The sequence below is a fragment of the Leifsonia sp. NPDC014704 genome (assembly GCF_043083605.1).
Classification (GTDB): domain Bacteria; phylum Actinomycetota; class Actinomycetes; order Actinomycetales; family Microbacteriaceae; genus Leifsonia.
On sequence record NZ_JBIBYW010000002.1, the window covers coordinates 1231820 to 1255832 of the forward strand.

At 68.1% G+C, this 24013-nt stretch carries 26 protein-coding genes and 1 tRNA gene; 20 read left to right on the plus strand and 7 right to left on the minus strand.

Annotated features, from left to right (window positions below):
* The first annotated feature begins 12 nt into the window (after positions 1 to 12).
* From folE to cls, 12 genes are all read left to right on the plus strand, one after another.
* Positions 13 to 591, plus strand: a complete 579-nt coding sequence (gene folE / locus ACF1AJ_RS17455) for a GTP cyclohydrolase I (protein ID WP_391508497.1) — start codon at positions 13 to 15, stop codon at positions 589 to 591.
* Positions 588 to 1391, plus strand: a complete 804-nt coding sequence (gene folP, locus ACF1AJ_RS17460; RefSeq protein ID WP_391508498.1) for a dihydropteroate synthase — start codon at positions 588 to 590, stop codon at positions 1389 to 1391. The genes folE and folP overlap by 4 nt, the downstream gene beginning before the upstream one ends.
* Positions 1384 to 1767, plus strand: a complete 384-nt coding sequence (folB, locus tag ACF1AJ_RS17465) for a dihydroneopterin aldolase (protein WP_391508499.1) — start codon at positions 1384 to 1386, stop codon at positions 1765 to 1767. The genes folP and folB overlap by 8 nt, the downstream gene beginning before the upstream one ends.
* On the plus strand, positions 1764 to 2306 hold the full coding sequence (folK, locus tag ACF1AJ_RS17470) for a 2-amino-4-hydroxy-6-hydroxymethyldihydropteridine diphosphokinase (RefSeq protein ID WP_391508500.1): 543 nt from the start codon (positions 1764 to 1766) through the stop codon (positions 2304 to 2306). The genes folB and folK overlap by 4 nt, the downstream gene beginning before the upstream one ends.
* Positions 2303 to 2782 (plus strand): DUF3180 domain-containing protein, encoded by a 480-nt coding sequence (locus tag ACF1AJ_RS17475; RefSeq protein WP_309853820.1) that lies wholly within the window; start codon positions 2303 to 2305, stop codon positions 2780 to 2782. The genes folK and ACF1AJ_RS17475 overlap by 4 nt, the downstream gene beginning before the upstream one ends.
* Positions 2766 to 3251 carry a PH domain-containing protein gene (locus ACF1AJ_RS17480; protein WP_391508501.1) on the plus strand — a complete coding sequence of 162 codons (486 nt, stop codon included), beginning with the start codon at positions 2766 to 2768 and terminating at the stop codon, positions 3249 to 3251. The genes ACF1AJ_RS17475 and ACF1AJ_RS17480 overlap by 17 nt, the downstream gene beginning before the upstream one ends.
* Entirely contained in the window at positions 3248 to 4927 is a 1680-nt protein-coding gene (locus ACF1AJ_RS17485) for a PH domain-containing protein (RefSeq protein ID WP_391508502.1), read from the plus strand. Before ACF1AJ_RS17480 ends, ACF1AJ_RS17485 begins: the two co-directional genes overlap by 4 nt.
* A complete protein-coding gene (locus ACF1AJ_RS17490) occupies positions 4927 to 5763 on the plus strand; it encodes a Rossmann-like and DUF2520 domain-containing protein (RefSeq protein ID WP_391508503.1) in 837 nt (278 codons plus the stop codon). Before ACF1AJ_RS17485 ends, ACF1AJ_RS17490 begins: the two co-directional genes overlap by 1 nt.
* A gap of 34 nt (positions 5764 to 5797) precedes the next feature.
* Positions 5798 to 6676: a pantoate--beta-alanine ligase gene (gene panC / locus ACF1AJ_RS17495; protein WP_391508505.1), complete on the plus strand. Its 879-nt coding sequence runs from the start codon at positions 5798 to 5800 to the stop codon at positions 6674 to 6676.
* Between the two features lie 41 nt (positions 6677 to 6717).
* Complete coding sequence (lysS, locus tag ACF1AJ_RS17500; protein WP_391508506.1) at positions 6718 to 8247, plus strand: lysine--tRNA ligase; 1530 nt, start codon at positions 6718 to 6720, stop codon at positions 8245 to 8247.
* Positions 8248 to 8280: 33 nt separating this feature from the next.
* Positions 8281 to 8454, plus strand: coding sequence for a hypothetical protein (locus ACF1AJ_RS17505; protein ID WP_018192119.1), 174 nt, complete (start codon positions 8281 to 8283; stop codon positions 8452 to 8454).
* A 96-nt stretch (positions 8455 to 8550) separates the two neighbouring features.
* Positions 8551 to 10014, plus strand: a complete 1464-nt coding sequence (gene cls / locus ACF1AJ_RS17510; protein ID WP_391508507.1) for a cardiolipin synthase — start codon at positions 8551 to 8553, stop codon at positions 10012 to 10014.
* Positions 10015 to 10047: 33 nt separating this feature from the next.
* Here the strand turns inward: cls and ACF1AJ_RS17515 are convergent, their stop codons facing one another.
* The 3 genes from ACF1AJ_RS17515 to ACF1AJ_RS17525 form a co-directional block, all read right to left on the minus strand.
* Positions 10048 to 10446 (minus strand): type II toxin-antitoxin system VapC family toxin, encoded by a 399-nt coding sequence (locus tag ACF1AJ_RS17515; protein WP_391508783.1) that lies wholly within the window; start codon positions 10444 to 10446, stop codon positions 10048 to 10050.
* A gap of 11 nt (positions 10447 to 10457) precedes the next feature.
* Positions 10458 to 10736 (minus strand): hypothetical protein, encoded by a 279-nt coding sequence (locus ACF1AJ_RS17520; protein WP_391508508.1) that lies wholly within the window; start codon positions 10734 to 10736, stop codon positions 10458 to 10460.
* 144 nt (positions 10737 to 10880) lie between these two features.
* The gene (locus ACF1AJ_RS17525) at positions 10881 to 11855 is read right to left on the minus strand and encodes a pirin family protein (RefSeq protein ID WP_391508509.1); all 975 of its coding nucleotides are present in this window, start codon (positions 11853 to 11855) and stop codon (positions 10881 to 10883) included.
* A 57-nt stretch (positions 11856 to 11912) separates the two neighbouring features.
* Here ACF1AJ_RS17525 and ACF1AJ_RS17530 point away from each other — a divergent pair, with 57 nt between their 5' ends.
* From ACF1AJ_RS17530 to ACF1AJ_RS17545, 4 genes are all read left to right on the plus strand, one after another.
* Positions 11913 to 12335 (plus strand): hypothetical protein, encoded by a 423-nt coding sequence (locus tag ACF1AJ_RS17530; protein ID WP_391508510.1) that lies wholly within the window; start codon positions 11913 to 11915, stop codon positions 12333 to 12335.
* Between the two features lie 130 nt (positions 12336 to 12465).
* On the plus strand, positions 12466 to 14988 hold the full coding sequence (locus ACF1AJ_RS17535) for an ATP-dependent Clp protease ATP-binding subunit (protein WP_391508511.1): 2523 nt from the start codon (positions 12466 to 12468) through the stop codon (positions 14986 to 14988).
* An 89-nt stretch (positions 14989 to 15077) separates the two neighbouring features.
* Positions 15078 to 15596 (plus strand): amino-acid N-acetyltransferase, encoded by a 519-nt coding sequence (locus tag ACF1AJ_RS17540; RefSeq protein ID WP_391508512.1) that lies wholly within the window; start codon positions 15078 to 15080, stop codon positions 15594 to 15596.
* 96 nt (positions 15597 to 15692) lie between these two features.
* A complete protein-coding gene (locus ACF1AJ_RS17545; RefSeq protein WP_391508513.1) occupies positions 15693 to 16328 on the plus strand; it encodes a hypothetical protein in 636 nt (211 codons plus the stop codon).
* Between the two features lie 13 nt (positions 16329 to 16341).
* Here ACF1AJ_RS17545 and ACF1AJ_RS17550 read toward each other — a convergent pair whose 3' ends face one another.
* Both ACF1AJ_RS17550 and radA read right to left on the minus strand, forming a co-directional pair.
* Positions 16342 to 16698 carry a YciI family protein gene (locus ACF1AJ_RS17550; RefSeq protein WP_391508514.1) on the minus strand — a complete coding sequence of 119 codons (357 nt, stop codon included), beginning with the start codon at positions 16696 to 16698 and terminating at the stop codon, positions 16342 to 16344.
* Between the two features lie 70 nt (positions 16699 to 16768).
* The gene (radA, locus tag ACF1AJ_RS17555) at positions 16769 to 18133 is read right to left on the minus strand and encodes a DNA repair protein RadA (protein ID WP_391508515.1); all 1365 of its coding nucleotides are present in this window, start codon (positions 18131 to 18133) and stop codon (positions 16769 to 16771) included.
* A gap of 170 nt (positions 18134 to 18303) precedes the next feature.
* Here radA and ACF1AJ_RS17560 point away from each other — a divergent pair, with 170 nt between their 5' ends.
* A complete protein-coding gene (locus ACF1AJ_RS17560; RefSeq protein WP_391508516.1) occupies positions 18304 to 19230 on the plus strand; it encodes an alpha/beta fold hydrolase in 927 nt (308 codons plus the stop codon).
* A gap of 33 nt (positions 19231 to 19263) precedes the next feature.
* Here the strand turns inward: ACF1AJ_RS17560 and ACF1AJ_RS17565 are convergent, their stop codons facing one another.
* Positions 19264 to 20055, minus strand: coding sequence for an SGNH/GDSL hydrolase family protein (locus ACF1AJ_RS17565; RefSeq protein WP_391508517.1), 792 nt, complete (start codon positions 20053 to 20055; stop codon positions 19264 to 19266).
* Positions 20056 to 20143: 88 nt separating this feature from the next.
* On the opposite strand from ACF1AJ_RS17565, the gene ACF1AJ_RS17570 reads away from it, so the two are divergent.
* A tRNA-Ser gene (locus ACF1AJ_RS17570) sits at positions 20144 to 20233 on the plus strand.
* 380 nt (positions 20234 to 20613) lie between these two features.
* Positions 20614 to 22353, plus strand: a complete 1740-nt coding sequence (locus ACF1AJ_RS17575) for a hypothetical protein (protein WP_391508518.1) — start codon at positions 20614 to 20616, stop codon at positions 22351 to 22353.
* On the opposite strand, the gene ACF1AJ_RS17580 is transcribed toward ACF1AJ_RS17575, so the two are convergent.
* Positions 22350 to 23312, minus strand: a complete 963-nt coding sequence (locus tag ACF1AJ_RS17580; RefSeq protein WP_391508519.1) for a tyrosine-type recombinase/integrase — start codon at positions 23310 to 23312, stop codon at positions 22350 to 22352. The genes ACF1AJ_RS17575 and ACF1AJ_RS17580 overlap by 4 nt on opposite strands.
* 300 nt (positions 23313 to 23612) lie before the next feature.
* Between ACF1AJ_RS17580 and ACF1AJ_RS17585 the strand changes: the two genes are divergently transcribed.
* Entirely contained in the window at positions 23613 to 24011 is a 399-nt protein-coding gene (locus ACF1AJ_RS17585; protein ID WP_391508520.1) for a hypothetical protein, read from the plus strand.
* The last annotated feature ends 2 nt before the right edge of the window (positions 24012 to 24013 follow it).

Below are 24013 nucleotides of genomic sequence, written 5' to 3' on the forward strand. Positions count from 1 at the left end.
GCCGTCGCGCGCATGAGCGGCATCGATCGTCCGCGCATCGAAGCGGCCGTCGCCGAGATCCTCGCCGCCATCGGCGAGGATCCGTCGCGTCCGGGCCTAGAGAGCACGCCGTCGCGTGTGGCGGACTCGTATGCCGAGTTCTTCGCCGGGATCGGCCGGGATGCCGCTGCCGACCTCGGTGAGCCGGTGCCGCTCGAGCAGGGCCACCAGGCCGACACCGTGCTGCTGCGCGACCTCGAGTTCCGCTCCGTCTGCGAGCACCACCTCCTGCCGTTCATCGGGGTAGCCCACGTCGCGTACCTGCCGGGCGACAGCGTCATCGGGCTGGGGCGCATCCCGCGCGTCATCGAGACGCTCGCGTCACGGCCGCAGATCCAGGAGCGGCTGACCGAGCAGATCGCGGACACCATCGAGCAGGGCGCCGCCGCCCGCGGCGTGCTCGTCGTGCTGGACGCCGCGCACTCGTGCGTCACGACGCGCGGCGCACGGCAGACCGGGAGCACGACGGTGACCGTCGCCGCGCGCGGCGCGTACACCGACCCCGTGGTGCGCGCCGAGCTCATTGCGTTGATCGGACGCGGCGTCAAGTGACCCTCATCATGGGCGTCCTCAATGTGACGCCGGACTCGTTCAGCGACGGCGGGCTCTGGCTGGAGCCCGACGCCGCCATCGCCCACGGCCTCGACCTGGTCGCGCAGGGCGCCGACCTGGTCGATGTCGGTGGCGAGTCCACCCGGCCCGGAGCCGCGAGTGTCGACCCGGGCGACGAGCAGGCGCGAGTCGTCCCGGTGATCCGCGAGCTGGCCTCCCGCGGGGTGACCGTCAGCGTCGACACCCTCAACGCGTCCACCGCCCGGGCCGCGGTCGAGGCGGGCGCCGCCATCATCAACGACGTCTCCGGCGGCCTCGCCGACGAGCGGATGCCGGACGTCGTGCTCGAGACGGGTGCCCAGTACGTCGCGATGCACTGGCGCGGACGACTCGACGCTGCCGACTCGCGGGCCGTGTACGAGCACACGGTGGCGGAGGTGCGGTCCGAACTCTCCGCGCGCGTCACCGACCTGGTGCGGCGCGGCATCGACCCGGCCAAACTCATCCTCGACCCCGGTCTCGGCTTCTCGAAGAACGCACGCCACAACTGGCAGGTCCTCGCCGGGCTGCACGAAATCGAGACGCTCGGCTATCCGGTGCTGATCGGCGCATCCCGCAAACGGTTCCTCGGCGCCCTGCTGCCCGAGGGGGCGCCGGCGGAGGCGCGCGACGCCCCGACCGCCGTCATCTCGGCGCTCGCGGCGCAGGCGGGCGCGTGGGCCGTCCGGGTCCACGATGTTCCGTCGACGCGGATCGCCCTCGACGTGGTGCGGGCATGGCAAGCTGGACGCGATGAGTAGCATCCAGCCGCGGCACGCCGACTCAATCGTCCTGACCGGTCTGCGCGTCCGCGCCAACCACGGAGTGTTCGACTTCGAGCGCGCCGACGGGCAGGACTTCGTCGTCGACGTCACGGCGTGGCTCGACCTCTCGATCGCGGCGGCGGGAGACGACCTCGCATCCACCGTCCACTACGGCGAGCTCGCCGAAGAAGTGGTCGCGGCCGTGGAGCGCGACCCCGTCGACCTCATCGAGACCGTCGCCGAGCGCGTTGCCGCGACCGTGCTCGCGCACGAGCCGGTGGATGTCGTCGAGGTGACCGTCCACAAGCCGCAGGCGCCGATCAGCGTGCCGTTCGGGGATGTCGCCGTGCGCATCACGCGGGGGCGCGCGTGAACGCCGCGCCGCTGGGGAAGCCGGTCCGCATGCGGGTCGGCGTTCCGGCCGTGCTCGCGTTCGGCAGCAACCTGGGCGACCGGGCCGGAACCATCCAGGCGGCCGTGGATGCGCTGCGCGAGGAGGCCGGGGTCGATGTGCAGGCGGTCTCGCCGCTCTACGAGACCCCCGCGCTGAAGCCCGACGGGATCGACGCGGAGGCGCCCGCCTACCTCAATGCCGTCGCGCTCGTCCGCACCCTGCTCGATCCGCTTGCGCTGCTCGGCGTCGTGAACGGCGTCGAGGACCGGCTGGGCCGTGTCCGCGAAGAGCATTGGGGCGACCGCACCATCGACATCGACATCGTCGACTACGACGGGATGGTGTCCGACGACGACCCCCGCATCGTGCTGCCGCATCCGCGGGCTCACGAGCGCGCGTTCGTCCTCGTGCCCTGGCTCGACGTCGACCCGGGAGCCCGCCTCGCCGGCTTCGGGCCGGTCGCCGAGCTCGCGGCCCACGCCACCGATCCCGTCCGTCTCTGGGAGGGCCGCTCGTGAAGCGCACCCGTCCGAGCTCGCTCATCGGCCTCGGCGTCGCAGGGCTCGTCGTCGGCTTCCTGGCCGAGCTCGCCGCCGCCGGTATGGGCCAGCCCGTGTTCATCCCACCGCTGACGCTGCCGATCACCCTGGTGGCGGTGGCGATCATCGTCATCGCGTTCGCCCTGCCGATCCGGCGCGCCGTACGCGGGCGCAGTGTGCGCCGCATCGACCCGTTCCAGGCGACGCGGATCGTGGTGCTCGCCAAAGCGTGCGCCCTGAGCGGAGCGCTGCTCACAGGAATCGGCGTCGGGATCGGCGCCTACCTGCTCAGCCGCGATGTGCTGCCCGGCGGCAACGCCATCCTGCTGACCGCCCTCGCGACGGCCGGAGCGGTGATCCTGCTCGTCGCCGGTCTGGTCGCCGAACTCTTCTGCACCCTGCCCCCGGGCGACGACGACGACCGCACGGAGACCGTGAATGCCCGATCGGATTGACCTCAACGTCGGCGAGTGGCGCCGCGTCTCGCCCAAGTACGTCCTCGTCGTGGTCGCGAGCACGGTGATCACCGGGCTGGTGCTCGCGGCGGCATCGCTGTTCCTCTGGCTGGTGGGCGGCTGGCCGTTCGGCTGGGCGGCGCTCGTCGTCGTGGTCGTGATCTCGGTGATCGCGCTGATCATCGCGCCGCGCCGCGCCCGTTCCATCGGCTACCGGTTGCGCGACGACGACCTGCTGTTCCGCCGCGGCATCATGTTCCAGCGCTTCGTGTCGGTGCCGTACGGGCGCATGCAGCTCATCGACATCAACCGCGGACCGGTCAGCCGGATGCTCGGACTGGCCGACCTCAAGTTCGTCACGGCCGCCGCATCCACCGGCGTGATGGTTCCGGGCCTCCCCGAACCGGAGGCCGCCGAGCTTCGCGACCGGCTCGTCGAGCTGGCGGAGAGCAGACGGGCCGGGCTGTGAGCGCACCGGATGGCGGAGCGCCGGCGGGTCCGCCCGTCGGCCGCCCGCTGACGGGTGCCGAGCGCGCCGCCGAGCGGTACACCGACGGCGAATGGCATCGGCTGCATCCCGCGACGCCCCTCCTTCGCGGCGGCATCGTATTCATCGCACTGTTCGGGTTCGTGCTGTCGAACCTCCGCGAGCGCCTGATCGGCTTCTTCGTCGGTGCCCCCGAGTATGGCGGCGACCCGCTGGACGCGATCTATGACCACGGCTGGGAAGGCTGGGCGCTGCTCGGGGTGGCGGTCGTGCTGCTGCTCTGCTTCGGTGCGTTCTACCTCTCATGGCGGATGCACAGCTTCCGGATCACAGGCGACGCGGTCGAGGTGCGCAGCGGCATCCTGTTCCGCACGCAGCGCAAGGCGCGACTCGACCGCATCCAGGGCATCAACGTCGTGCGGCCGGTGCTCGCGCGCATTTTCGGAGCGGCCAAGCTGGATGTGTCGGTCGCCGGGCACGACGCGAACGTGCAGCTCGCCTACCTGGGCTCGTCGCTGGCGGACGGCCTACGCGCGGACGTGCTGCGGCTGGCATCGGGCGTGCGCGCAGCGGAGGCCGCGGAAGCGGCCGCGGCAGCGGCGGGTGGGGTGACCGCGGGTACCGTCGCGGAGACCGGTGGCGTCGCGCCGGAAGGCGCCCCGACGACTGGCGGTGCTCCGTCCCGTGCCGCGGCGGTCGGCGACCTCGTCGGCCGTCGCGTGAACGAGTTCCTGGCTCCGGAACTCGATCCGAATGCCGCGCCGCCGGAGTCGGTCGTGAAGATCCCGCCACTGCGGCTGCTGGGCTCGCTCCTCCTGAGCGGGTTCACCGTGTTCGTGCTGGTCGTGATCGCCTTCCTGATCTGGGGAGCGTCGAGCGGAGAGCTGTGGCTCCTCATCGTCGTGCTGCCCGGCCTGATCGGGTCCGCCAGCTTCTATATCAACCGCTTCACGAAGTCGCTGCGATACTCGATCGCCGGGACCCCGGACGGAGTGCGCGTCGGCTTCGGTCTGCTGAGCACGAGCAATGAGACGCTGCCGCCTGGGCGCATCCATGCCGTCGAGGTGTTGCAGCCGCTGCTGTGGCGGCCGTTCGGCTGGTGGCAGATCCGCATCGACACGGCGGGCCATTCACGTGAGAAGGGCGCCGCGGGGCAGCCGAACACGACGATGCTTCCGGTCGGTGATGCGGCTGACGTCTTCCGGGTCTTGTCACTGGTGCTGCCGGGCTTCGCGACTGACGAGCACCGGGAGCTGATCGAGTCGGGAATGACGTCGTCGGGGCGGGATGCCTTCGTCGGCAGTCCGCGGCGGGCGGTGTGGATCCGTCCGTTCTCCTGGCAGCGCACCGGTTACCGCGTGGTCGACGACGCGATCCTGCTGCGCCGGGGGTTCGTCTGGCGGAGTCTCGCGATCGTGCCGCTCGCGCGTCTGCAGAGCCTGGAGCTTCAGCAGGGACCGCTGGATGCTGCGCTCGCTCTCGCCGAGGCGCGGTTCCACACGGTGTCGGGCCCGGTGCGCCCGCGCTTGGCGGCGATCGACGCGCCCACCGGCGTCCGGCTGTTCGAAGAGGTATCGGCACGTGCCGTTGCGGCGGCGGCTGCTGACCGGAGTCACCGCTGGGGGCAGGCCACGAACCACACCGAGAAGGAGCACTGATGTTGCCGTCCGCCCGTCCGCCTTCGCAGCGCTCCGGCCGGCTGGGGCTCGGCATCATCGGCGCCGGCCGTGTCGGCCCGGTGCTCGGACTCGCCCTGGCCGGCGCGGGGCACGCGATCGTCGGAGTCTCGGCCGTATCGGAGCAGAGCCGGGAGCGCGCGGAGGCGATGCTGCCGGGAGTGCCGGTGCTCGACATCCCGACCGTGGTGGAGCGCAGCGAGCTGGTGATCCTGGCCGTGCCCTCGGCGGAACTCCCGAGTCTGGTCGCGGGTCTCGCGGCGACGGGAACGTGGCAGCCCGGTCAGATCGTGCTGCACACGGCTCCCGGGTTCGGGATCGACGTGCTGCAGCCCGCGACGGCCGCTGGCGCCATCCCGCTCGCCGTCCACCCGGCCCTCGAGTTCACCGGCACGAGTCTGGATCTCACCCGGCTCGGCGAGAGCTACTTCGCGGTGACGGCCCCGGCGCCGGTCCTTCCGATCGCGCAGGCGCTGGTGGTCGAGATGGGCGGCGAGCCGGTGGTGGTGGACGAGGCCGACCGGCCCGCGTATGCCGAGGCGATCGCGACGGCGACGGCATTCTCCCGATCGATCGTGGAGCAGTCGACGGGACTGCTGCGGAGCATCGGGGTCGAGAAGCCCGGTTCGTTCCTGAGTTCGCTCATCCGCTCGACGGTGGACAACGCCCTCACACGAGCGGGCGCTCCGACCCGGCTGGATCTCGACGTGATCGGCGCGCTGCAGGATGACGTGTCGGGAGACGCGGCTCCCGGAGGCGCGGGCACGGAGGGCGATCCCGGTGACGACGGGCGCGGCTGGTTCCTGCGCGGCGAGTAGCCTGGTTCCGGCCGGTTTCGAGCCGGCCGAAGGGATGGGTATGCCAGAGATCATCACCACCATCGCCGAGCTGCGGGCTCGGGTCGCGGATGCGCGCCGTGTCGCGCACCAGGACGGCCCTGCCGACGCCCCCACCGGTCGCGTGGTGCTCGTGCCGACGATGGGCGCGCTCCACGAGGGGCACCTCCGGCTGGTGTCGCAGGCGCGCGACCTCGGCGGTTTCATCGTGGTGTCGATCTTCGTGAACCCGCTGCAGTTCGGCCCGGGCGAGGATCTGGACCGCTACCCGCGCACCCTGGATGCGGACGTGACCGCGCTCGAGGGCCTCGCCGACGTGGTTTTCGCTCCCTCCGCCTCGGAGATGTACCCGAACGGTCCCTCGGAGACCCGCGTGACCGCGGGGGAGTCCGGATCCCTCTTCGAGGGAGCTTCCCGCCCCGGACACTTCGACGGGGTCCTGACCGTCGTCAGCAAGCTCTTCAACATCGTGCAACCGGACGTCGCCGTCTTCGGTCAGAAGGACGCCCAGCAGGTGCACGTCATCGCGCGCATGGTCGATGACCTGAACCTGCCGGTCACGATCGCCGTGGTGGACACGGTGCGGGAGTCGGACGGCCTCGCGCTGTCGAGCCGCAACCGCTACCTGGATGACGACCAGCGCCTCGCCGCCGTCACCCTGTCCCGCGCCCTGTCCGCGGGCTCCGAGGCCGCTCGCGATGGCGTGGAGGCGGCGCTGCAAGCGGCCCGCGCGCACGTCAAGGCGGACCCAGCCGTTAAGCTTGACTATCTCGCGATCGTCGACCCGGATACCTTCCGCGAAGCGTCGCCTGACCATCACGGTCCCGCCCTGATGCTGATCGCCGCTCGCGTTGGAACGACCCGGCTGATCGACAACCAGCGCCTCACGACGTGACCACCGCACCACCGCCCGCACCTTCGAACGGAAAGACAGCGATGACCGACGCGCAGACCACCGCGGCCGACCTCGGCGACGACCAGCTCGGCGAAGACGAGATCAGCGAGCAGAAGGCTGTCCGGCTCGGTAAGCGCGACCGTCTCCTCGCCGAGGCCGAGGGCCCCGGCGGCGGCGCATACCCGGTGCAGGTTCCGGTCACCACGACCGTTCCCGCCGTCCGCGCCAAGTGGGACCACCTGCAGCCGGACGAGGGCTCGGGCGAGATCGTCGGCATCGCCGGCCGCGTCGTGCATCTGCGCAACACCGGCAAGCTGTGCTTCGCGGTGTTGCAGGCCGGCGACGGCTCGCGCATCCAGGTGATGGTGTCGCTCGCTGAGGTGGGCGAGGAGTCGCTGGGCGCGTGGAAGGAGCTCGTCGACCTCGGCGACCACGTGTTCGTCTCCGGCGAGGTGGTCTCGAGCCGCCGCGGCGAGCTCTCCGTCATGGCGCGCGAGTGGCGGATCGCCGCCAAGGCGCTGCTGCCGCTGCCGAACCTGCACAGCGAGCTGAGTGAGGAGACGCGCGTCCGCGCCCGCTACCTGGACCTGATCGCGCGCGACCAGGCCCGGAAGACGGTCCTCGACCGCGCCGCAGCCGTCGCGAGCCTGCGCCGCACGTTCGCGGACCGCGGCTTCGTCGAGGTCGAGACGCCGATGCTGCAGGTGATCCACGGTGGCGCGTCCGCCCGCCCGTTCGTCACGCACTCGAACGCCTTCGACACGGAGCTGTACCTCCGTATCGCGCCGGAGCTCTACCTGAAGCGTGCTGTGGTCGGCGGCATCGACCACGTGTTCGAGATCAACCGCAACTTCCGCAACGAGGGCGCCGACTCGACGCACTCGCCCGAGTTCGCGATGCTGGAGGCCTATCAGGCCTATGGCGACTACAACTCGATCGCCGACCTCACCCAGACGCTGATTCAGGATGCCGCCGTCGCGGTCTCCGGGTCGCATGTCGTCACGTGGGCCGACGGCACCGAGTACGACCTCGGCGGCCAGTGGGACCGCATCCGCATGTACGACAGCCTCTCGGACGCCATCGGCGAGGAGATCACGCCGGAGACCCCCATCGAGCGTCTGCGCGAACTCGCAGCCCTCGCCGGGATCGAGATCGAGCACCCGCTGCCTGGTAAGTACGTCGAGGAGCTGTGGGAGCACTACGTCAAGACCGACCTCGTTCGTCCGACCTTCGTGATGGACTTCCCCGTCGACACCAGCCCTCTGGTGCGTGCGCACCGCTCGCGGGACGGCGTCGTCGAGAAGTGGGATCTGTATACGCGGGGCTTCGAGCTGGCCACCGGCTACTCGGAGCTCGTCGACCCGGTCGTGCAGCGCGAGCGGTTCGTCGAGCAGGCGAAGCTGGCTGCCGCGGGTGACAACGAGGCGATGCGTCTCGACGAGGAGTTCCTCCGGGCTCTCGAGTTCGGCATGCCGCCGACGGGCGGCATGGGCATGGGCATCGACCGCCTGCTGATGGCCCTCACAGGCCTGGGCATCCGCGAGACGATCCTCTTCCCGCTGGTCAAGTAGGCTCCCAGGACCCGGCGGTACGATGGAGGCGCTATGAACGACGTCATCAGCGGTATCGTCTGGGCCCTCGCACCGACCGTCCTGGTCGGCCTGCTGTTCTGGGCGATCATGCGCGCGATCGTGCGCGCCGACCGCAACGAGCGCAAGGCGTACTCGCGGCTGGAAGCCGAGGAGCGCGCTCGCCGCGGCCTCGCTCCCAAGGCCTGACCCGCGGAGGGCCTCACCGCTCGCCGTTCGCGTTCCCGCTACGGTATGTCTGGGGACGCGTGCGCGTCCTTGAGCGATCGACCGAGGGATGCGTGCATGGAGACGGGGTTCTGGGTCTCGTTCTTCATCGTCCTGGCACTCCTCATCGACTTCGTCATCCGCGTTCTGGCGATCATCATCGTCCCGCGCAACCGCAAGCCGACGTCGGCGACTGCGTGGCTGCTGGCGATCTTTCTGATCCCGTACATCGGCATCCTCTTCTTCCTCCTGATCGGCAGTTACAAGCTCCCGAAGAGCCGCCGGCAGAAGCAGGACGAGATCAACCGATTCATCATCGACAGCACCGAGGGAATCGAGCGGGTTCGCCGCGACCACCCGTGGCCACCGTGGCTGGAGGGCGTCGTCGAGCTCAACCGCAAGCTCGGGGCGATGCCGCTCGTCGGCGGCAACCGCGCGACCCTGAACGGCGACTATCAGGGCTCTCTCGACGCGATGGCCGAGGAGATCGGCAAGGCCAAGCGCTACGTCCACGTCGAGTTCTACATCTTGACCCTCGACAAGACGACGGCGCCGTTCTTCGATGCCCTCGAGGCCGCCGTGAACCGCGGTGTGACTGTTCGCGTACTTCTCGATCACATCGCCTCGCTGCGAACACCCGACTACAAGCGCACCCTCCAGAGGCTGACCGCGATGGGTGCCCGATGGCAGCTCATGCTCCCCATCCAGCCGTTCAAGGGGAAGTACCAGCGCCCTGACCTGCGCAACCACCGCAAGCTGCTCGTGGTCGACGGCCGCGTGGCGTTCATGGGTTCGCAGAACGTCATCGATCGCAGCTACAACAAGCGGTCGAACATCCGGCGTGGGCTGAAATGGAAGGAGCTCATCGTCCGGCTCGAGGGACCCATCGTCGCCGGTCTGAACGCCATCTTCATCACGGATTGGTACAGCGAGACGGACGAACTGCTCCGCCGCGAGACGGAGCCCATCACCGATGAGATCGACGAGAACGAGCTCGACGCCCAGGTCGTTCCTTCTGGTCCCGGATTCGCCGGCGAGAACAACCTGCGCCTCTTCCTTGCCCTGCTCTACTACGCACAGGAGCGCATCGTCATCACCTCCCCCTACTTCGTGCCGGACGAGTCCATGCTCATGGCCGTCACCTCGGCCGTTCAGCGGGGGATCCGCGTCGACCTGTTCGTTTCCGAGATCGGCGACCAGGCGCTCGTGTATCACGCTCAGCGCTCCTACTACGAGGCGCTCCTGCGGGCGGGAGTGCGGATCTGGATGTACAAGGCGCCCTACATCCTTCATGCGAAGCACTTCACGATCGACGACGACGTCGCCGTCATCGGTTCGAGCAATATGGACATGCGTTCCTTCCAGCTCAACATGGAGGTCTCCCTCATGGTGCGCGGGCGTTCGTTCGTGGATGAGATGCGGAAGGTCGAGGACGGCTATCGCCAGGACAGCCGAGAGCTCACGCTGGACGAGTGGATGAAGCAGCCGCTCCGCTCCACCGTGCTGGACAACCTGGCCCGGCTGACCTCCGCACTGCAGTGACCCGTCGGACCTGCCCAGCCGTGCGGGCGGCGCTCAGGCCGGCTGCAGCTCGCTCAGTCGTCTGACCTCGCACCACCGTTCGGCCGCCGCGGCGAGGCGGTCGTCTGCCGTCACCAGTGGCAGCTCCATGAGACGGGCAAGTGCGACGTACATGGCGTCGTAGGCGCTCAGGTTCTCTCGCCAGCGCCACGCATCGGGCCAGAGCGGCTCGTGCTCCACGCGCATGATCTCGAGTCGGTAGAACTCGAGGATCACCTGCTCGGCGAGCTGAGCGTCTTCCGGGTGCCGGAGGGCGTGCTTGCGCATCGCGCTCACGAACTCCGGGTCGATCAGGTGGGGCGCCATCAGGATGCACTCGGCCAGCTCGTCGTTCTCCTCGAACGCTGCGAGACCTTCGCGCGAGAGAAGTTCGACGAGAGCGCTGCAGTCCATCACCGCCGCGATCATCGGCTTCCCCGGTCGTCGCGAATGCCCTGGACGATCTCCTCCGCGGTGATGTTCAACGGTCGTCGACCGCTGGCGCTCGGAGGCTGACGCTGGGCCAGCACGCGCTGCTCGGCCGTCACTTCCGCCCAACGCTCCTCGATGCGCAGCCTCTCGGCGATGCGGGTGAGCTGCCTGCGGAGGTACTCCGAATAGGACAGCCCTTTCGCTGCTGCTGCCGCCTTCAGGCGATCGTTGACGGCCGGATCCAGATCTCGCACTTGCACGGTGACTCCCATGGGTTCAGTTTAGGGTGGGGTGCATGCAGAAGCAATGGATTTGCATGCAGTGAGACCATCCTGACCTGCGGGAAGCCAGGAGGGGCCGAGGGAGCTCGAACTGTGGAGAAGTGTCGTGGTCGCCGAGATGTGGACGGATATCCGTCAGCCGCGCGGGCGCAGGTGGACCGTCGGCAGTTCCGGGGCCGGCAACGGCGTTCCGTCGTAGCCCTCGACGGTGCCGAAGCGCCCGCGAGGATCGGCTCCCGCGATGACCTCGCCCTGCCACTGCGCCCGGTAGGCGACCACGTCCTCATGGCTCCGGCCGATGAAGTTCCACCACATCACGATCTGCTCACCCAGCGGCTCTCCGCCGAGGAGCACGATCCGGGCGTCCGCCCTCGTGCTCACCGGGAGGCTCGTGCGACCGGGGCGCAGGTAGGCCAGGTGCGAGACCGGAACGGGTGTGCCGTCGATGGTCACGTCGCCCGCATCGACGAGCACGCCGTGCTCGAAGCCCGCCTCGAGCGGGATCTCGATCGTGGCGCCGGCGGGGATGACGACCTCGGCCCCGACGAGCGGCGAGAACACCGTCGCGGACGTGCCGCTCCCCGCGAGCGACCCGACGAACGTCCGCACCGCGGCTGGGCCGATGCTGCCCGCCACCGGCGTGTGATGCTCGAAGAACGGCGCGACATCCCGCGAGGCGTCGGGAAGGGCGACCCAGAGCTGAACCCCGTGCAGGCGCTGCGTTCCCGGCGTCGACACCTCCGAATGGCTGATCCCGCGACCGGCCGTCATCAGGTTCAGCTCGCCGGGCCGGACCAGAGCATGACTGCCCACGCTGTCACGGTGGTCGATCTCCCCCTCGAAGAGCCAGCTGACCGTCTGCAGGCCCGTGTGCGGATGTGGCGGGACGCGCATCCCGCCCGTCGTCGACACGTCGTCGGGGCCGTAGTGGTCGATGAAGCACCAGCCGCCGATCAGCGAACGACGACGCTGCGGGAGCGTCCGGCGCACGGTCATCGCGCGCGGGCCGCCGAGGGGCACATCCCGCGGTTCGAGGATCTCCACGCCGGCATCCGTGAGCACGGCCGACGCCGCCACGACCTCGGCCGGATCGCGCTCCACGTTGCTCATAGCGGCATCCTAGGCGTCGGGCAGGAAGGCCGGAGCCGGGCTTCTTAGAATGGTGCCGTGCCCCGGATCGCGACCAGACTCCTCCCCGCCACTGCCGCGCTCCTGGTGGTCGCCGCGCTCGCCGGATGCAGCACCGCGCCGGGCAGGCCGGTCGAGGACTACTCGGGCGAGCCGAAAGGGATCGACGCCCCGGCGAGCAGCGCAGGCGGGGCGTCCTGGGCCGTCTGGCTCAACGGCGGCGACCGGTTCGCGATCGTCCTGTACGGGAGCTCGACCTGCCCGCCGAAGGTCGCCAACGTGACCGCCGGCGCGGATGACACGATCACGGCAACCCTGGCGCCGGCCCCCGGAGGCATCTGCACCCGGGACTACGTCCCCCACACCACCGTCTTCGCCACGCCGGACCGCATCGCGAAAGGCACCGGGGTGAACATCGTCCTGCCGGACTCGACGCTCACGCTGCCCGCCGATCGGGGCTGATCGGCAGCAATCCGCCCGGTCCCCGTCGGCACGTCACGCCCACGGCGAACAGGGCCACGGGACAGGGGGAGCGGTGGTTACTCTCTTTGTATCGACGCCGAACCTGCCCGGTGCCGTACGAGGAGTAGACATGTTCGAGAGATTCACCGACCGCGCCCGCCGTGTCGTCGTCCTGGCCCAGGAAGAGGCCAAGATGCTCAACCACAACTACATCGGGACGGAGCACATCCTGCTCGGCCTGATCCACGAGGGTGAGGGCGTCGCCGCCAAGGCGCTCGAGTCGCTCGGCATCTCGCTGGACGCCGTCCGCGAGCAGGTCCAGGACATCATCGGCCAGGGCCAGCAGCAGCCGACCGGGCACATCCCGTTCACGCCGCGCGCCAAGAAGGTGCTGGAGCTCAGCCTCCGCGAGGCGCTGCAGCTCGGCCACAACTACATCGGCACGGAGCACATCCTGCTCGGTCTGATCCGCGAGGGCGAGGGCGTCGCCGCCCAGGTCCTCGTGAAGCTCGGCGCCGACCTCAACCGTGTGCGCCAGCAGGTCATCCAGCTCCTCTCCGGATACCAGGGCAAGGAGCAGGTCCAGGTCGGGGGCAACGATCAGAACACCGCGCAGGCCGGTAGCCAGATCCTCGACCAGTTCGGCCGCAACCTCACGCAGGCCGCGCGCGACAACAAGCTCGACCCGGTGATCGGGCGCGAGAAGGAGATCGAGCGCGTGATGCAGATCCTGTCGCGCCGCTCGAAGAACAACCCGGTGCTGATCGGTGAGCCCGGCGTCGGCAAGACTGCCGTCGTCGAAGGCCTCGCGCAGGCCATCGTCCGCGGCGACGTGCCGGAGACGCTGAAGGACAAGCAGCTCTACACGCTCGATCTCGGCTCGCTCATCGCCGGTTCCCGTTACCGCGGCGACTTCGAGGAGCGCCTGAAGAAGGTCACGAAGGAGATCCGCACCCGCGGCGACATCATCACCTTCATCGACGAGATCCACACCCTCGTCGGCGCGGGCGCAGCGGAGGGCGCGATCGACGCCGCCAGCATCCTCAAGCCGCTGCTGGCCCGCGGCGAGCTGCAGACCATCGGCGCCACCACGCTCGACGAGTACCGCAAGCACTTCGAGAAGGATGCCGCGCTCGAGCGCCGGTTCCAGCCCATCCAGGTGGCCGAGCCGTCGCTGCCCCACGCGATCAACATCCTGAAGGGCCTGCGCGACCGCTACGAGGCGCACCACAAGGTGTCCATCACCGACGGCGCGATCGTAGCGGCGGCGAACCTCGCCGACCGCTACATTCAGGACCGCTTCCTCCCGGACAAGGCCATCGACCTGATCGACGAGGCCGGCGCCCGCCTGCGTCTGTCGATCCTCTCGGCGCCGCCGGAGCTGCGCGAGTTCGACGACAAGATCGCCGCTGTCCGCTCCCAGAAGGAGGGCGCGATCGAAGACCAGGACTTCGAGAAGGCTGCCAGCCTCCGCGACGAGGAGAAGAACCTCCTGGGCGAGCGGCTGCGTCTCGAGAAGCAGTGGCGTTCGGGTGAGGTCAAGACCACGGCCGAGGTCGACGAGGGCCTCATCGCCGAGGTGCTGGCCCAGGCGACCGGCATCCCGGTGTTCAAGCTCACCGAGGAGGAGTCGGCCCGGCTCGTCTACATGGAGAAGGCGCTGCACGAGCGCGTCATCGGCCAGGAGGAGGCCATCGCGGCCCTCTCGAAGACGATCCGCCGCACCCGCGCCGGCCTCAAGGACCCGAAGCGTCCGTCGGGCTCGTTCATCTTCGCCGGTCCCACCGGTGTCGGTAAGACCGAGCTGGCGAAGGCGCTCGCCGAGTTCCTGTTCGACGACGAGTCGGCCATGATCTCCCTCGACATGTCGGAGTACGGCGAGAAGCACACCGTCTCCCGTCTGTTCGGCGCCCCTCCCGGGTTCGTCGGCTTCGAGGAGGGCGGCCAGCTCACCGAGAAGGTCCGCCGCAAGCCGTTCAGCGTCGTGCTATTCGACGAGATCGAGAAGGCGCACCCCGACATCTTTAACTCGCTGCTCCAGATCCTGGAGGAGGGACGTCTGACGGATGGCCAGGGACGCGTGGTCGACTTCAAGAACACCGTCATCATCATGACCACGAACCTCGGGACGAAGGACATCTCCGGCGGCCCCGTCGGGTTCCAGATCGAGGGTGACCCGCAGACCGGCTACGACCGGATGCGCGGCAAGGTCTACGAGGAGCTGAAGAAGAACTTCAAGCCCGAGTTCCTGAACCGTGTCGACGAGATCATCGTCTTCCCGCAGCTGGACAAGAGCGAGCTCCTGCAGATCGTCGACCTGTTCATCAAGCGGCTGTCGACCCGCCTGCTCGACCGCGACATGACCATCGAGCTGACCGTCCCGGCGAAGGAGCGGCTGATCGACGTCGGGTTCGACCCGACGCTCGGTGCCCGTCCGCTGCGCCGCGCGGTGCAGCACGAGATCGAGGACCGGCTGAGCGAGCGGATCCTGCACGGCGAGCTGAACGCGGGCGACCACGTCCACGTCGACTTCGCCGACGGGGAGTTCGTCTTCACGACGACCGCCCGCAAGGAGCCGATCGGCGCCGGCATCAACGCCACTGCCGCGATCGGCACCGGCCCGGCGACCCCGGACCTCGCCGCGAACGAGTGATCGTCGTCACGACCGCGTGACCCACGACAAGGGCCGACCTCTTCGGAGGTCGGCCCTTGTCGCATCTCCAGCCTCGGTAGGGTGGAACGGTGAGCGGTGAGAACGGTCCAGGGTTCAGCATCCGGCGGGCGCGGACGGGCGATGTCAAGCGCATCCAGGAACTGGTGGAGCCGCTGGTGCAGCGACGCATCCTGCTCGGCAAGGAGACCGTGACCTTCTACGAGTCGGTGCAGGAGTTCCGGGTGGCGGAGGACGCCGACGGCCGACTGATCGGCTGTGGCGCCCTGCACGTGATGTGGAGCGACCTCGGCGAGGTGCGCACTCTCGCGGTCGCCGACGAGTGGCTCGGCCGCGGAGTGGGCAGGGCGCTGCTCAGCCGCCTGGAGTCGGATGCACGTGAGCTGGGCCTCGACCGGCTGTTCTGCCTGACGTTCGAGGTCGACTTCTTCGGCCGCAACGGATTCGAGGACATGGGGGAGTCGACGGTCGACCCGCAGCTGTACGCCGAGTTGGTTCGCTCCAACGACGAAGGTGTCGCGGAGTTCCTGGACCTGGCGCGGGTGAAGCCGAACACCCTCGGCAACACGCGGATGCTGAAGCGGCTCTGAGTCGGTTCGCCGCGTTCCTCGGCGGCTCGCTGAGTGCTCTGGGAACGCCGGGCGCGCCTGCCCGGCGCGTCGTCGGGCGCTGGTTATAGTGCGGGCATGTCGACGTTCAAGAACCCGGTCGGCCCCCAGCCCAGCGGCGTCTATTGGCGCCGCAGGCTCATCGTCCTCCTCGGCGTGATCGCCGTCGTCGTCGTCATCGTCCTGATCGTGGTGCGCCCGGGCGCGTCCAGCGGAGAGCCCACGCAGAAGAAGCCCGCGCCGGCGAGCACAGGAACCCCGGCCGCGGTGGCGACGAGCATCCCGACCTCCAGTGCGACAGCGGACGGCCAGCCGTGCAAGCCGGGCGACGTGAAGGTCGAGGCCGTCACCGACAAGGACGTCTATGCGGCGGGCGAGCTCCCGCAGTTGTCGGTCGCGCTGACCAACACGGGCTCGAAGGCATGCACGATCGACGCGGGCACCGCACAGCAGGTGTTCACGATCACCAGCGGCTCGGAGGTGTACTGGAAGTCGACGGACTGCCAGACGGACAAGGTGGATGCGGAGGTGCTGCTGGAGCCGGCGAAGACGATCTCATCGAAGGCGCCGATCACCTGGGATCGCACTCGTTCGGACCCGTCGACCTGTCAGGCGAACCGCGAACAGGTGCCCGCGAGCGGAGCCTCGTACCACCTGGAGACCACCGTCTCGGGCATCAAGAGCTCGGAGACCAAGCAGTTCATCCTGCAGTAGGTCGACGAGGCGTTCAGCCGGCGGATTCGTCGCCGCGCACGTAGGAGCCTCCGATCTCGCGCACCTCGACGCCCGAACCGTGCCGCGTGGCCGGGTTGCGGCGGGCGATGGCGAGGGCGGCGTCAAGGTCTGGTGCTTCGATGATGCCGATGCCGGCGATCACCTCTTTGCTCTCGGTGAAGGGGCCGTCCGTGACGCCGTCGGCGCGGACAGCGCGTGCCGCCGTGTGCGGCGCGAGGGCGTAGGCGGCCGTGAGCGCACCGGACTGGATGAGATCGGCGGAGTGGGTGTCGTGCTCGGCGAGTTCGGCCGAGTCGTGCTCGGCAGCAGGGTCGGAGTCGGAGTAGATGAGGATGGCGTACTGCGGCATGGTCGTTCCTTCCGTATGACGGATGTCGTCACCAGGACGTCGTTCGGCGGCGCGTGTTTTCGACCGGCGTTCAGAACGCCGCGTCGAGTTCGCGCTCCCGATCGGTGCTCGCGGCTGTGAACGCGACGCGGAGCGCCTCGCGGATGGTGGCGCTCCGGTCGTCCACTCGTGTCGCGAATCCGAGGCGTGCGGCCTCAGCCGTGCGCTGCTTGCCACTCACGACCGGTCTGATCTCGCCGGCGAGGCTGATTTCGCCGAATGCCGCGAGAGTGTGGGGGATGGCGCGTTCTGTGGCCGCCGATGCGATGGCGAGAGCGATGGCCAGGTCGGCGCCGGGCTCGGTCAGGCGGACGCCGCCGACCGTGGAGACGTAGACGTCTTTGTCGCCCAGCCGGATGCCGGCGCGGCGTTCGAGGACGGCCAGGAGCATCGCGACGCGGGACGCATCCACTCCGTTCGTCACGCGGCGCGGGTTGGGCGCCGTGGTGCCGACGACGAGCGCCTGGACCTCGACGGGGAGTGGACGCCGGCCCTCCATCGCGACGGTGACACAGGTGCCGGAGACCGGGGTGGTGTTGCGGCTGAGGAAGAGGGCGCTGGGGTCGGGGACCTCCGCGATGCCGTCCCCGGCCATTTCGAAGCAGCCGACCTCGTCGGTGGGCCCGAACCGGTTCTTCAGCGCGCGGATGAATCGGAGCGCCGTCTGGCGGTCGCCCTCGAACTGGCAGACCACATCGACCAGGTGTTCGAGCAGTCGCGGACCGGCGATCGAGCCGTCTTTCGTCACATGGCCGACGATGAGGATCGGGAGGTCGCGCTCTTTCGCGATGCGGATCAACGCGCTCGCGACCTCGCGCACCTGGCTGGGACCACCCGCGATACCCTCGGCAGAGCTGCTGGACACCGTCTGGACCGAGTCGACGATGACGAGGGAGGGTTCGACGGCGTCGATCTGCGCCACGATCGTGGATAGGTCGGTCTCGGACGCGAGGTAGAGCTCGTCGTGGACGGCCCCGGTCCGCTCGGCGCGCATGCGGACCTGGCTCACCGACTCTTCGGCGCTCACGTAGAGCACACGGTTGCGCGCCTGTGCGGCACGGGAGGCGACCTCGAGCAGCAGGGTGGACTTCCCGACACCGGGCTCGCCGCTCAGCAGGATGGCCGCGCCGGGAACGATGCCGCCGCCGAGCACGCGATCGAATTCGCCGATGCCGCTCGGCCGGCGGTTCGCGCCGTCGACAGGCTCGATGTCGCTGATCGCCCGTGCTTCCCGACCGGCGGCGATCGTCACCGGCTTGAGGGCGCGCAGCACCCCGGTCGCTTGGGCCGTTTCGGCCACCGTGCCCCACGCCTGGCACTCCGGACAGCGGCCCACCCACTTGGCAGTGGTCCACCCGCACTCGGAGCAGCGGTAGTTGACAGACGCCTTCGGCACGGCACCTCCTCGATCGGGGTCAACACTACGGTGAGCCACTGTCATCGGCGGGAGGATCGCGGAGGCCGTGGACAAGTCAGAGGGCGGGGCGGGTGTGAGCACATCGCCGAGACGAGCGAACCGCGCACCGCCCCTTCTGCGTGTCGGTGCTGACGTGCACAATGGGCCGCATGGCTGATCGTACGTTCACCCTCCGTTCCGGCCGCGTGCTCGGGTTGACCGGTTTCGGCGACTCCGACGCCGAGCGGCTCGTGATCTTCTGTCACCCCGCCCCGGGATCGTCCGTGTTCGATCCGGACCCGGACGCATCGGCCGAGCGCCGCGCACACATCGTCGCGCTCGACAGGCCGGGTTACGGCTCGAGTGATCCGTGGCCGTTCGGGAGCTGGCCCAGTATCGTCCAGGCCGCGGACGACATCGCGGAGTACGTACGCTCCGTCGTCGTCGCCGAGTCGGTGATCGGCGTCACCCGCCCGCGCACGGTCGGGGTGGTGGGCTGGTCGGCCGGTGGCCGCGTCGCACTCGCGTTCGCGGCACGCCATCCCCAGCTCGTCGACCGCGTCGCAATCGTCGGGACGCCGGCTCCGAATGAAGCGGTTCCGTGGATCGACCCGAAGCTGCAGCAGATATCCGACCAGCTCGCCACCCTGACGCCTGACGAGGCAATGAGCCGTCTGTCCGCGATGCTCCAGCCTCAAGCCGACGCCGTGGCAGCGGCCGCTGAGCCGGCCGAGGTGCCGCTGGACGCGCTGGGCATCGGCGCCGTGGACGAGCAGGCGCTGGCGCGGCCGGGAGTCCGCGACCGGCTGGGCCGGATGCTGATCGACGCGTACCGCCAGGGCACGCGCGGCGTCGCCGGCGACATCCTGAGCTACACCGCCCGTCCCTGGGGCTTCGACCTCGCGGACGTCACCGCGAAGACGCTCGTGATCGCCGGCCAGGCGGATGCGCTGACCGGACACGCGCACGCGGCCTGGTACCAGCGGTCGCTGCCCGACGCGCGCATGGAGATGGTGCCCGGTGCCGGGCATCTGGCCATCGTCCCGACGTGGGGACGCATCCTCTCGCACGTCGCCCCCGCCCGCGTGACGCAGTGAGTTGCGGGGCGCCGGGCTGCGGCGTGCCGTGCGCTAGGCGCTGAGGGCTTCCTGCTCTGCGGCCTCGCCGTGGCGCGGATACAGTTCGCGCGCCCGGGCGGTGACCGCCGGCAGGAACGCAGACGCCCACACCCGGTAGCCGTGGTCGTTGGGATGGAAGAGGTCTTCAGCGAACTGCGTGAACGCTCCGCGCAACCCCTGGCGTCGCATCGTCGTGTGGAGGGGGACGACCGTGAGTCCGCGCGCGGAGGCCTCCTCGCGCAGGATGCGGTTGCCCTCCGCGACGAGTCGCTCGTTCCAGGGTAGGTAGAAGTAGGGCAGGTCGGCCACGATCGCGTGCGGCGGCAGCGCGGCGAATACCGCGCGCATCCCCTCGCGGAACCGATCCGGGTCGAATGCCGCTATGTCGTTGGCGCCGATCGACACTGTCACGATGTCGGGCTCGAGGCTCGCGAAGCGCGGCAGCTGGTCGGCAACGGCCAGGGCGACCGTCGCGCCGGAGACCGAGAGGTTGACGATCCGCACGGACCGGCCCGTGACGGCACGCAGGTGGTCGGCGATCACACCGACGTAACTGTTCTTCGGTGCGGAGGCGCCGATCCCCTGGGCGGCACTGTCGCCGATGGCCACGTAGAGCAGCTCGCCCGGATCTTTCGCGGCATCCCGCCACCACTTCGAATGGATGGGCAGCATCTCGTTGAGTCGCACCCGCCCCTCGGCGACGGCGGCACGCTTCGCCTGGACACGCTGCCACCCGACGGCGGTGAGAACGGCCCCGGCCACCAGTCCGGCCGCGGCCGCGAGGATGCGACGGAGAGCTTTCATGGACGGAACAGTACCCCGGACCGCCGACCCCGCGATGCCCACTCCGCCCGATTGGAGACGACCGCGGGAATCGCGTACGATAGTCCGCGGTACCGTGTCCGAGCGGCCGAAGGTGCAACTCTCGAAAAGTTGTGTGGGTGAAAGCCCACCGTGGGTTCAAATCCCACCGGTACCGCCATCGCAAAGCCCCCGCGATCCCAGTGTTTACAGGGGATCCGGGGGTTTTCGCTTTCCCAGAATTGGGCGTTTGACTACATTCTGACTACATCTGAGAAACACGGCCCGATGCTTCCGCCCCGTTAGGTGGGCGCGTCGGACTCACCGCTGGTGGTCTTCGCATCCACCGTGGGCTGATTTGCTTCAAAGTCCATGGCTCCAATACCGCTGGAGCCCTGACCAGCCCATCAGTATAGAGTCGTGACTTCCGCGACCTGTCCGAATCAATCGGCTCGAAGCTGAGCTGCGATGTTCGTCGGCCCAACGCTACCTCCACCGCTCGAAGAGCTGCGCGAACTGTTGTCGACCGTTCGGGCACGGCAGCAGCAGGCTTCGAGAGCGATGACTCTATTCGAGTGCCTCGATGAGATCGAAGCGTGGCTGAACGAGAAGCGTCCGTTTGATCCAAAGTTCCACGTCGCGGCCTGGCGAGGCGCTATCGCAGACGCCCAGGAGGCGGCGACGGTCGTCGGTCCCGCACTGCGAGACCAGGTCACCCTAGCCGAATTGGAAGGCCGTCTCCGGGACGTAATTCGGGGACTCTCCGGCAAACCTGACTCGACGCTGAGGGCCGCCGCGACGGAGGCAATCGTCGCACTCCGAATCGCTTCGCGATCGGGGACCGCGCGCGTGGCTGCCTTCGACGATCTCGTCGCAGCTGTGAAACAGAAGCGAACTAACCCGTCCCGGGTCCTCGGCCGACTTGATCTGCTGTGCGACGTCCTTCGGCTGGGTAATTTTGATGTGTTGGTGACCGCCGCGCACGGGGCCGGGCTTCTCGCCGGAGAATTCGGTTTGGATGCTGCCGGCAACGTCATCCCCGCTCTGGACGCGTCGCTGAGGCTCGGACAGTTCCGAGCTCATCTCTTGAAGCCCCCGAAGTCGGGGCACGGTGTCGTGTGGATGAGCTACGAGCCAGCACGCCTAGGAAACTGGAAGGCTCAGGTCGGATCGGTCACCTTTTACGAGGCGTCTGTGTTGCGCGAGCTTTTAGAGCACGGAGATGACCTCGGTCAGCTTCCGACAGAGCTGGAAGGTTCGCTGGATAACCGGCTTTTCGACGGGGAGGACAAGGTCGCAGTTCGCGTTGATCTCGGGACAAGAGAACCCGGCGATCTCATCGGTGACGCCCGCGCAATAGCTGATGCCGCTGTGACGCTGGCGCAATTCAAGTCCGCGACGAACGAACGGTTCTGGCTCCACACGAACCATTTTGAGATCTTTATTGATGGGCGTCGCACAGGCGGTTCGTGGTCGATTCCGAAGCATACGCGCCCGTTTTACTCCTTCTTCCAAGATCACGTCGCAGATGCCCTTCCGGACCTTCACAATTCGATGGCTGCCCACATGCCGTCGATGCCGTTGCCGATAAAGGAATTGGCGCAAGCAGCTGAGTGGTGGAAGGAATCACGTTCGACCTCAACGTTGCCTCGAATCCTCATGGATGTCCGCTTGCTTGAGTTCGTCGCCTCCCGAACACACGTCGACTGGGAGGCCTTCTGTTCTCGAGCTTTCAAACATTGGTGGGCGCTAGACGAGCTTCGTCGCGCCCTATATGACGACATCCGCCAGGCAGGTGAGGTTGTCCGAGATGACGACAACCGAGCCGAGCTGAACGACATCTTCGCGCGGATCCTCGGAAGCGGTGTCAACCATTCGGTGCAAATCGACCTCCGTTTGGCGCTCCGGAGCCTCTCTCGGATCCTCGAGTTGATGCCTTCAACGACGTTTGAAGCCCGGCGCGTTCGGCGGCTCGCGGCATCCACCGCAAACGTCGAAGCTGTCAGCCGAGCCCTCGACGATAACGAGCGGCATTGGTTCGTCTTGCTCCGGCGCACCGCGCGAGTGCGAAATGCGCTGGCCCATGGTGGACCCGTGACAGCACGCACCGCCGAATCGGTCGTCGAGTTTGCCGACCGGCTCAGCGCGTCGGCAGTAGCGGTTCTATCCGACGCGGTGCTCAACGGGAATGATCTCAGCGACTTGGTCGGACAGTACCGTCAAAGCTATGAGGCAGCGTGGGACGCCGCCAGATCTGGCAGCGACGTCGAAGCTGGCCTGTTCCCTGCAACTCATATCTAGCTCGGGCCCCGGAAGACAGTTCGTGCTCGCGCCCGTGACCGTTCTTTGTCCAGCGCTATGGCGACAGCGTCGAGGTCGTCGTCGAAAAGGTCGGCGTAGGTGTCCAGAGTCATCGCAGCAGATGCATGCCCCAACATCCTTTGCACTGCTTTGACGTTCGCGCCAGCACTGATCGCGAGGCTCGCGGCGGTGTGCCTCAAATCGTGAATGGTAACTCTCGGAAACGTTGAGTCGATCGCTTGGGATCTTGCTATCGCCGAGACGTACCAGCCTCGACGCCTATCCGGCTGATGCAGGTAGCTATCGCCATCGCCAAAGACCAATTGAGATGGCGCCTTGTTCTCTGTCATTGCGCGTAAGAGCGGCGCGAGGAACGGAGGAAACGGGACGCTGCGAGCTTCGCCCGTTTTCGGCGTTCCGACATGGATCGTGCCAGACACCTCTACTGCGTTCTCATGTACGTCGACGCGTCGGCGATCCAGATCAACATCGCGAACATGCAGTGCGGTGGCTTCGCCCCATCGCAGCCCGGTGTAGGCCAGGAACAGAACCATGGTCCGGTGCTTCTTTGCGTTCTCCGAGAGAAGTTCGACTTGCGCGTGGCTGAGGTACTTGTGCTTCCCCTTGAGTTTTCGAGGGAGGTTGACGCCGCGCGCCGGGTTAGACGGGATTCGTCGATCCATCACTGCAGTGTCGAGGATTCCAGCGAGGACGCCGTAGGCGCGAAGAACGGTGGTCGCCGAGCGCGGTTTGCCGCCCCCCTTGGTGAAGGCCGTCACCCAGTTCTGCACCTCCGAGTGGCGGATCTCACCCACTCGCCGGCTTCCCCATTTCGGCTCGACGTGGAGTCGCCAAGCGATTTCAACGGGTCGGAGCGACGACGGCTTCAAATGGTGTTGGTTGGCCAGCCACTCGGCACCAAGAGTGCTGATCGTGGACTGCGACGCTCGAGCGTCCATGAACTCGCCTCGAGCTTTGGCGACTTCGACGGACGCTAGGAAGAGTTCCGCGTCTCGCTTGGTTCGGAATCCGCGCTTTCCCGTGAGCGCGTGGCCGGGCGTTCTGTACTGAACGCGATAGCGCTTGCCTCCGGCTGTGTCGTACGCGTGAATGCTCCCCATTCCTCAGCTCCCATTGCGGGTTGTCGCATCGCACTGCGATGAAGGATGTGGCGTCAGGCTACGAGCGAGGACCGACATCCCGTCTACTTGAGACAGACTGCATGTCGCGGCGACAGCAGTCTCCGGCAGACTGGTCCCGTGGAACGGCAACCTCCGGAGCCGAAGCCTTGGGGCGCATCGGACGATGAAGCAATCGAGCTGTGCCGCGAGTGGATGATCTACCTCGGCGCTACGGATGCCGTCGCAGCCTATGGAACTACAGCTGAAGTGTGCGACATCTACAGTGCGGGAAGTCTGGCGTGGGTCGACAACCAGCGCGGCAATCTTGCTGTCCATCGTGTGGAGAGGGCGGCTTCGGTGTCGGCAGCGGACGGCCGTCAGGCATTGATCTTTGTCCGAGCCGGTGTGTTTCCAGCTGCCCGGGTGAGGGCCGACGATCTCGGAGTCGCCATCTTCGGGTTCGATCCTGAAGGCGGAACCCTGGACGGAGTCAACTTGCTCGGCCGAGAGTTGTTGGCGGGGGGCATTGGCGGCTAGAG

Bases quoted from the DNA above. Each gene is read 5' to 3' on its own strand.
- folE (WP_391508497.1), top strand. From the start codon at position 13: ATGAGCGGCATCGATCGTCCGCGCATCGAAGCGGCCGTCGCCGAGATC.
- folB (WP_391508499.1), top strand. From the start codon at position 1,384: ATGAGTAGCATCCAGCCGCGGCACGCCGACTCAATCGTCCTGACCGGT.
- ACF1AJ_RS17480 (WP_391508501.1), top strand. From the start codon at position 2,766: ATGCCCGATCGGATTGACCTCAACGTCGGCGAGTGGCGCCGCGTCTCG.
- ACF1AJ_RS17490 (WP_391508503.1), top strand. From the start codon at position 4,927: ATGTTGCCGTCCGCCCGTCCGCCTTCGCAGCGCTCCGGCCGGCTGGGG.
- panC (WP_391508505.1), top strand. From the start codon at position 5,798: ATGGGTATGCCAGAGATCATCACCACCATCGCCGAGCTGCGGGCTCGG.
- lysS (WP_391508506.1), top strand. From the start codon at position 6,718: ATGACCGACGCGCAGACCACCGCGGCCGACCTCGGCGACGACCAGCTC.
- ACF1AJ_RS17505 (WP_018192119.1), top strand. From the start codon at position 8,281: ATGAACGACGTCATCAGCGGTATCGTCTGGGCCCTCGCACCGACCGTC.
- cls (WP_391508507.1), top strand. From the start codon at position 8,551: ATGGAGACGGGGTTCTGGGTCTCGTTCTTCATCGTCCTGGCACTCCTC.
- ACF1AJ_RS17515 (WP_391508783.1), bottom strand. From the start codon at position 10,446: ATGGACTGCAGCGCTCTCGTCGAACTTCTCTCGCGCGAAGGTCTCGCA.
- ACF1AJ_RS17520 (WP_391508508.1), bottom strand. From the start codon at position 10,736: ATGGGAGTCACCGTGCAAGTGCGAGATCTGGATCCGGCCGTCAACGAT.
- ACF1AJ_RS17525 (WP_391508509.1), bottom strand. From the start codon at position 11,855: ATGAGCAACGTGGAGCGCGATCCGGCCGAGGTCGTGGCGGCGTCGGCC.
- ACF1AJ_RS17535 (WP_391508511.1), top strand. From the start codon at position 12,466: ATGTTCGAGAGATTCACCGACCGCGCCCGCCGTGTCGTCGTCCTGGCC.
- ACF1AJ_RS17545 (WP_391508513.1), top strand. From the start codon at position 15,693: ATGTCGACGTTCAAGAACCCGGTCGGCCCCCAGCCCAGCGGCGTCTAT.
- ACF1AJ_RS17550 (WP_391508514.1), bottom strand. From the start codon at position 16,698: ATGCCGCAGTACGCCATCCTCATCTACTCCGACTCCGACCCTGCTGCC.
- ACF1AJ_RS17560 (WP_391508516.1), top strand. From the start codon at position 18,304: ATGGCTGATCGTACGTTCACCCTCCGTTCCGGCCGCGTGCTCGGGTTG.
- ACF1AJ_RS17565 (WP_391508517.1), bottom strand. From the start codon at position 20,055: ATGAAAGCTCTCCGTCGCATCCTCGCGGCCGCGGCCGGACTGGTGGCC.
- ACF1AJ_RS17575 (WP_391508518.1), top strand. From the start codon at position 20,614: ATGACTCTATTCGAGTGCCTCGATGAGATCGAAGCGTGGCTGAACGAG.
- ACF1AJ_RS17580 (WP_391508519.1), bottom strand. From the start codon at position 23,312: ATGGACGCTCGAGCGTCGCAGTCCACGATCAGCACTCTTGGTGCCGAG.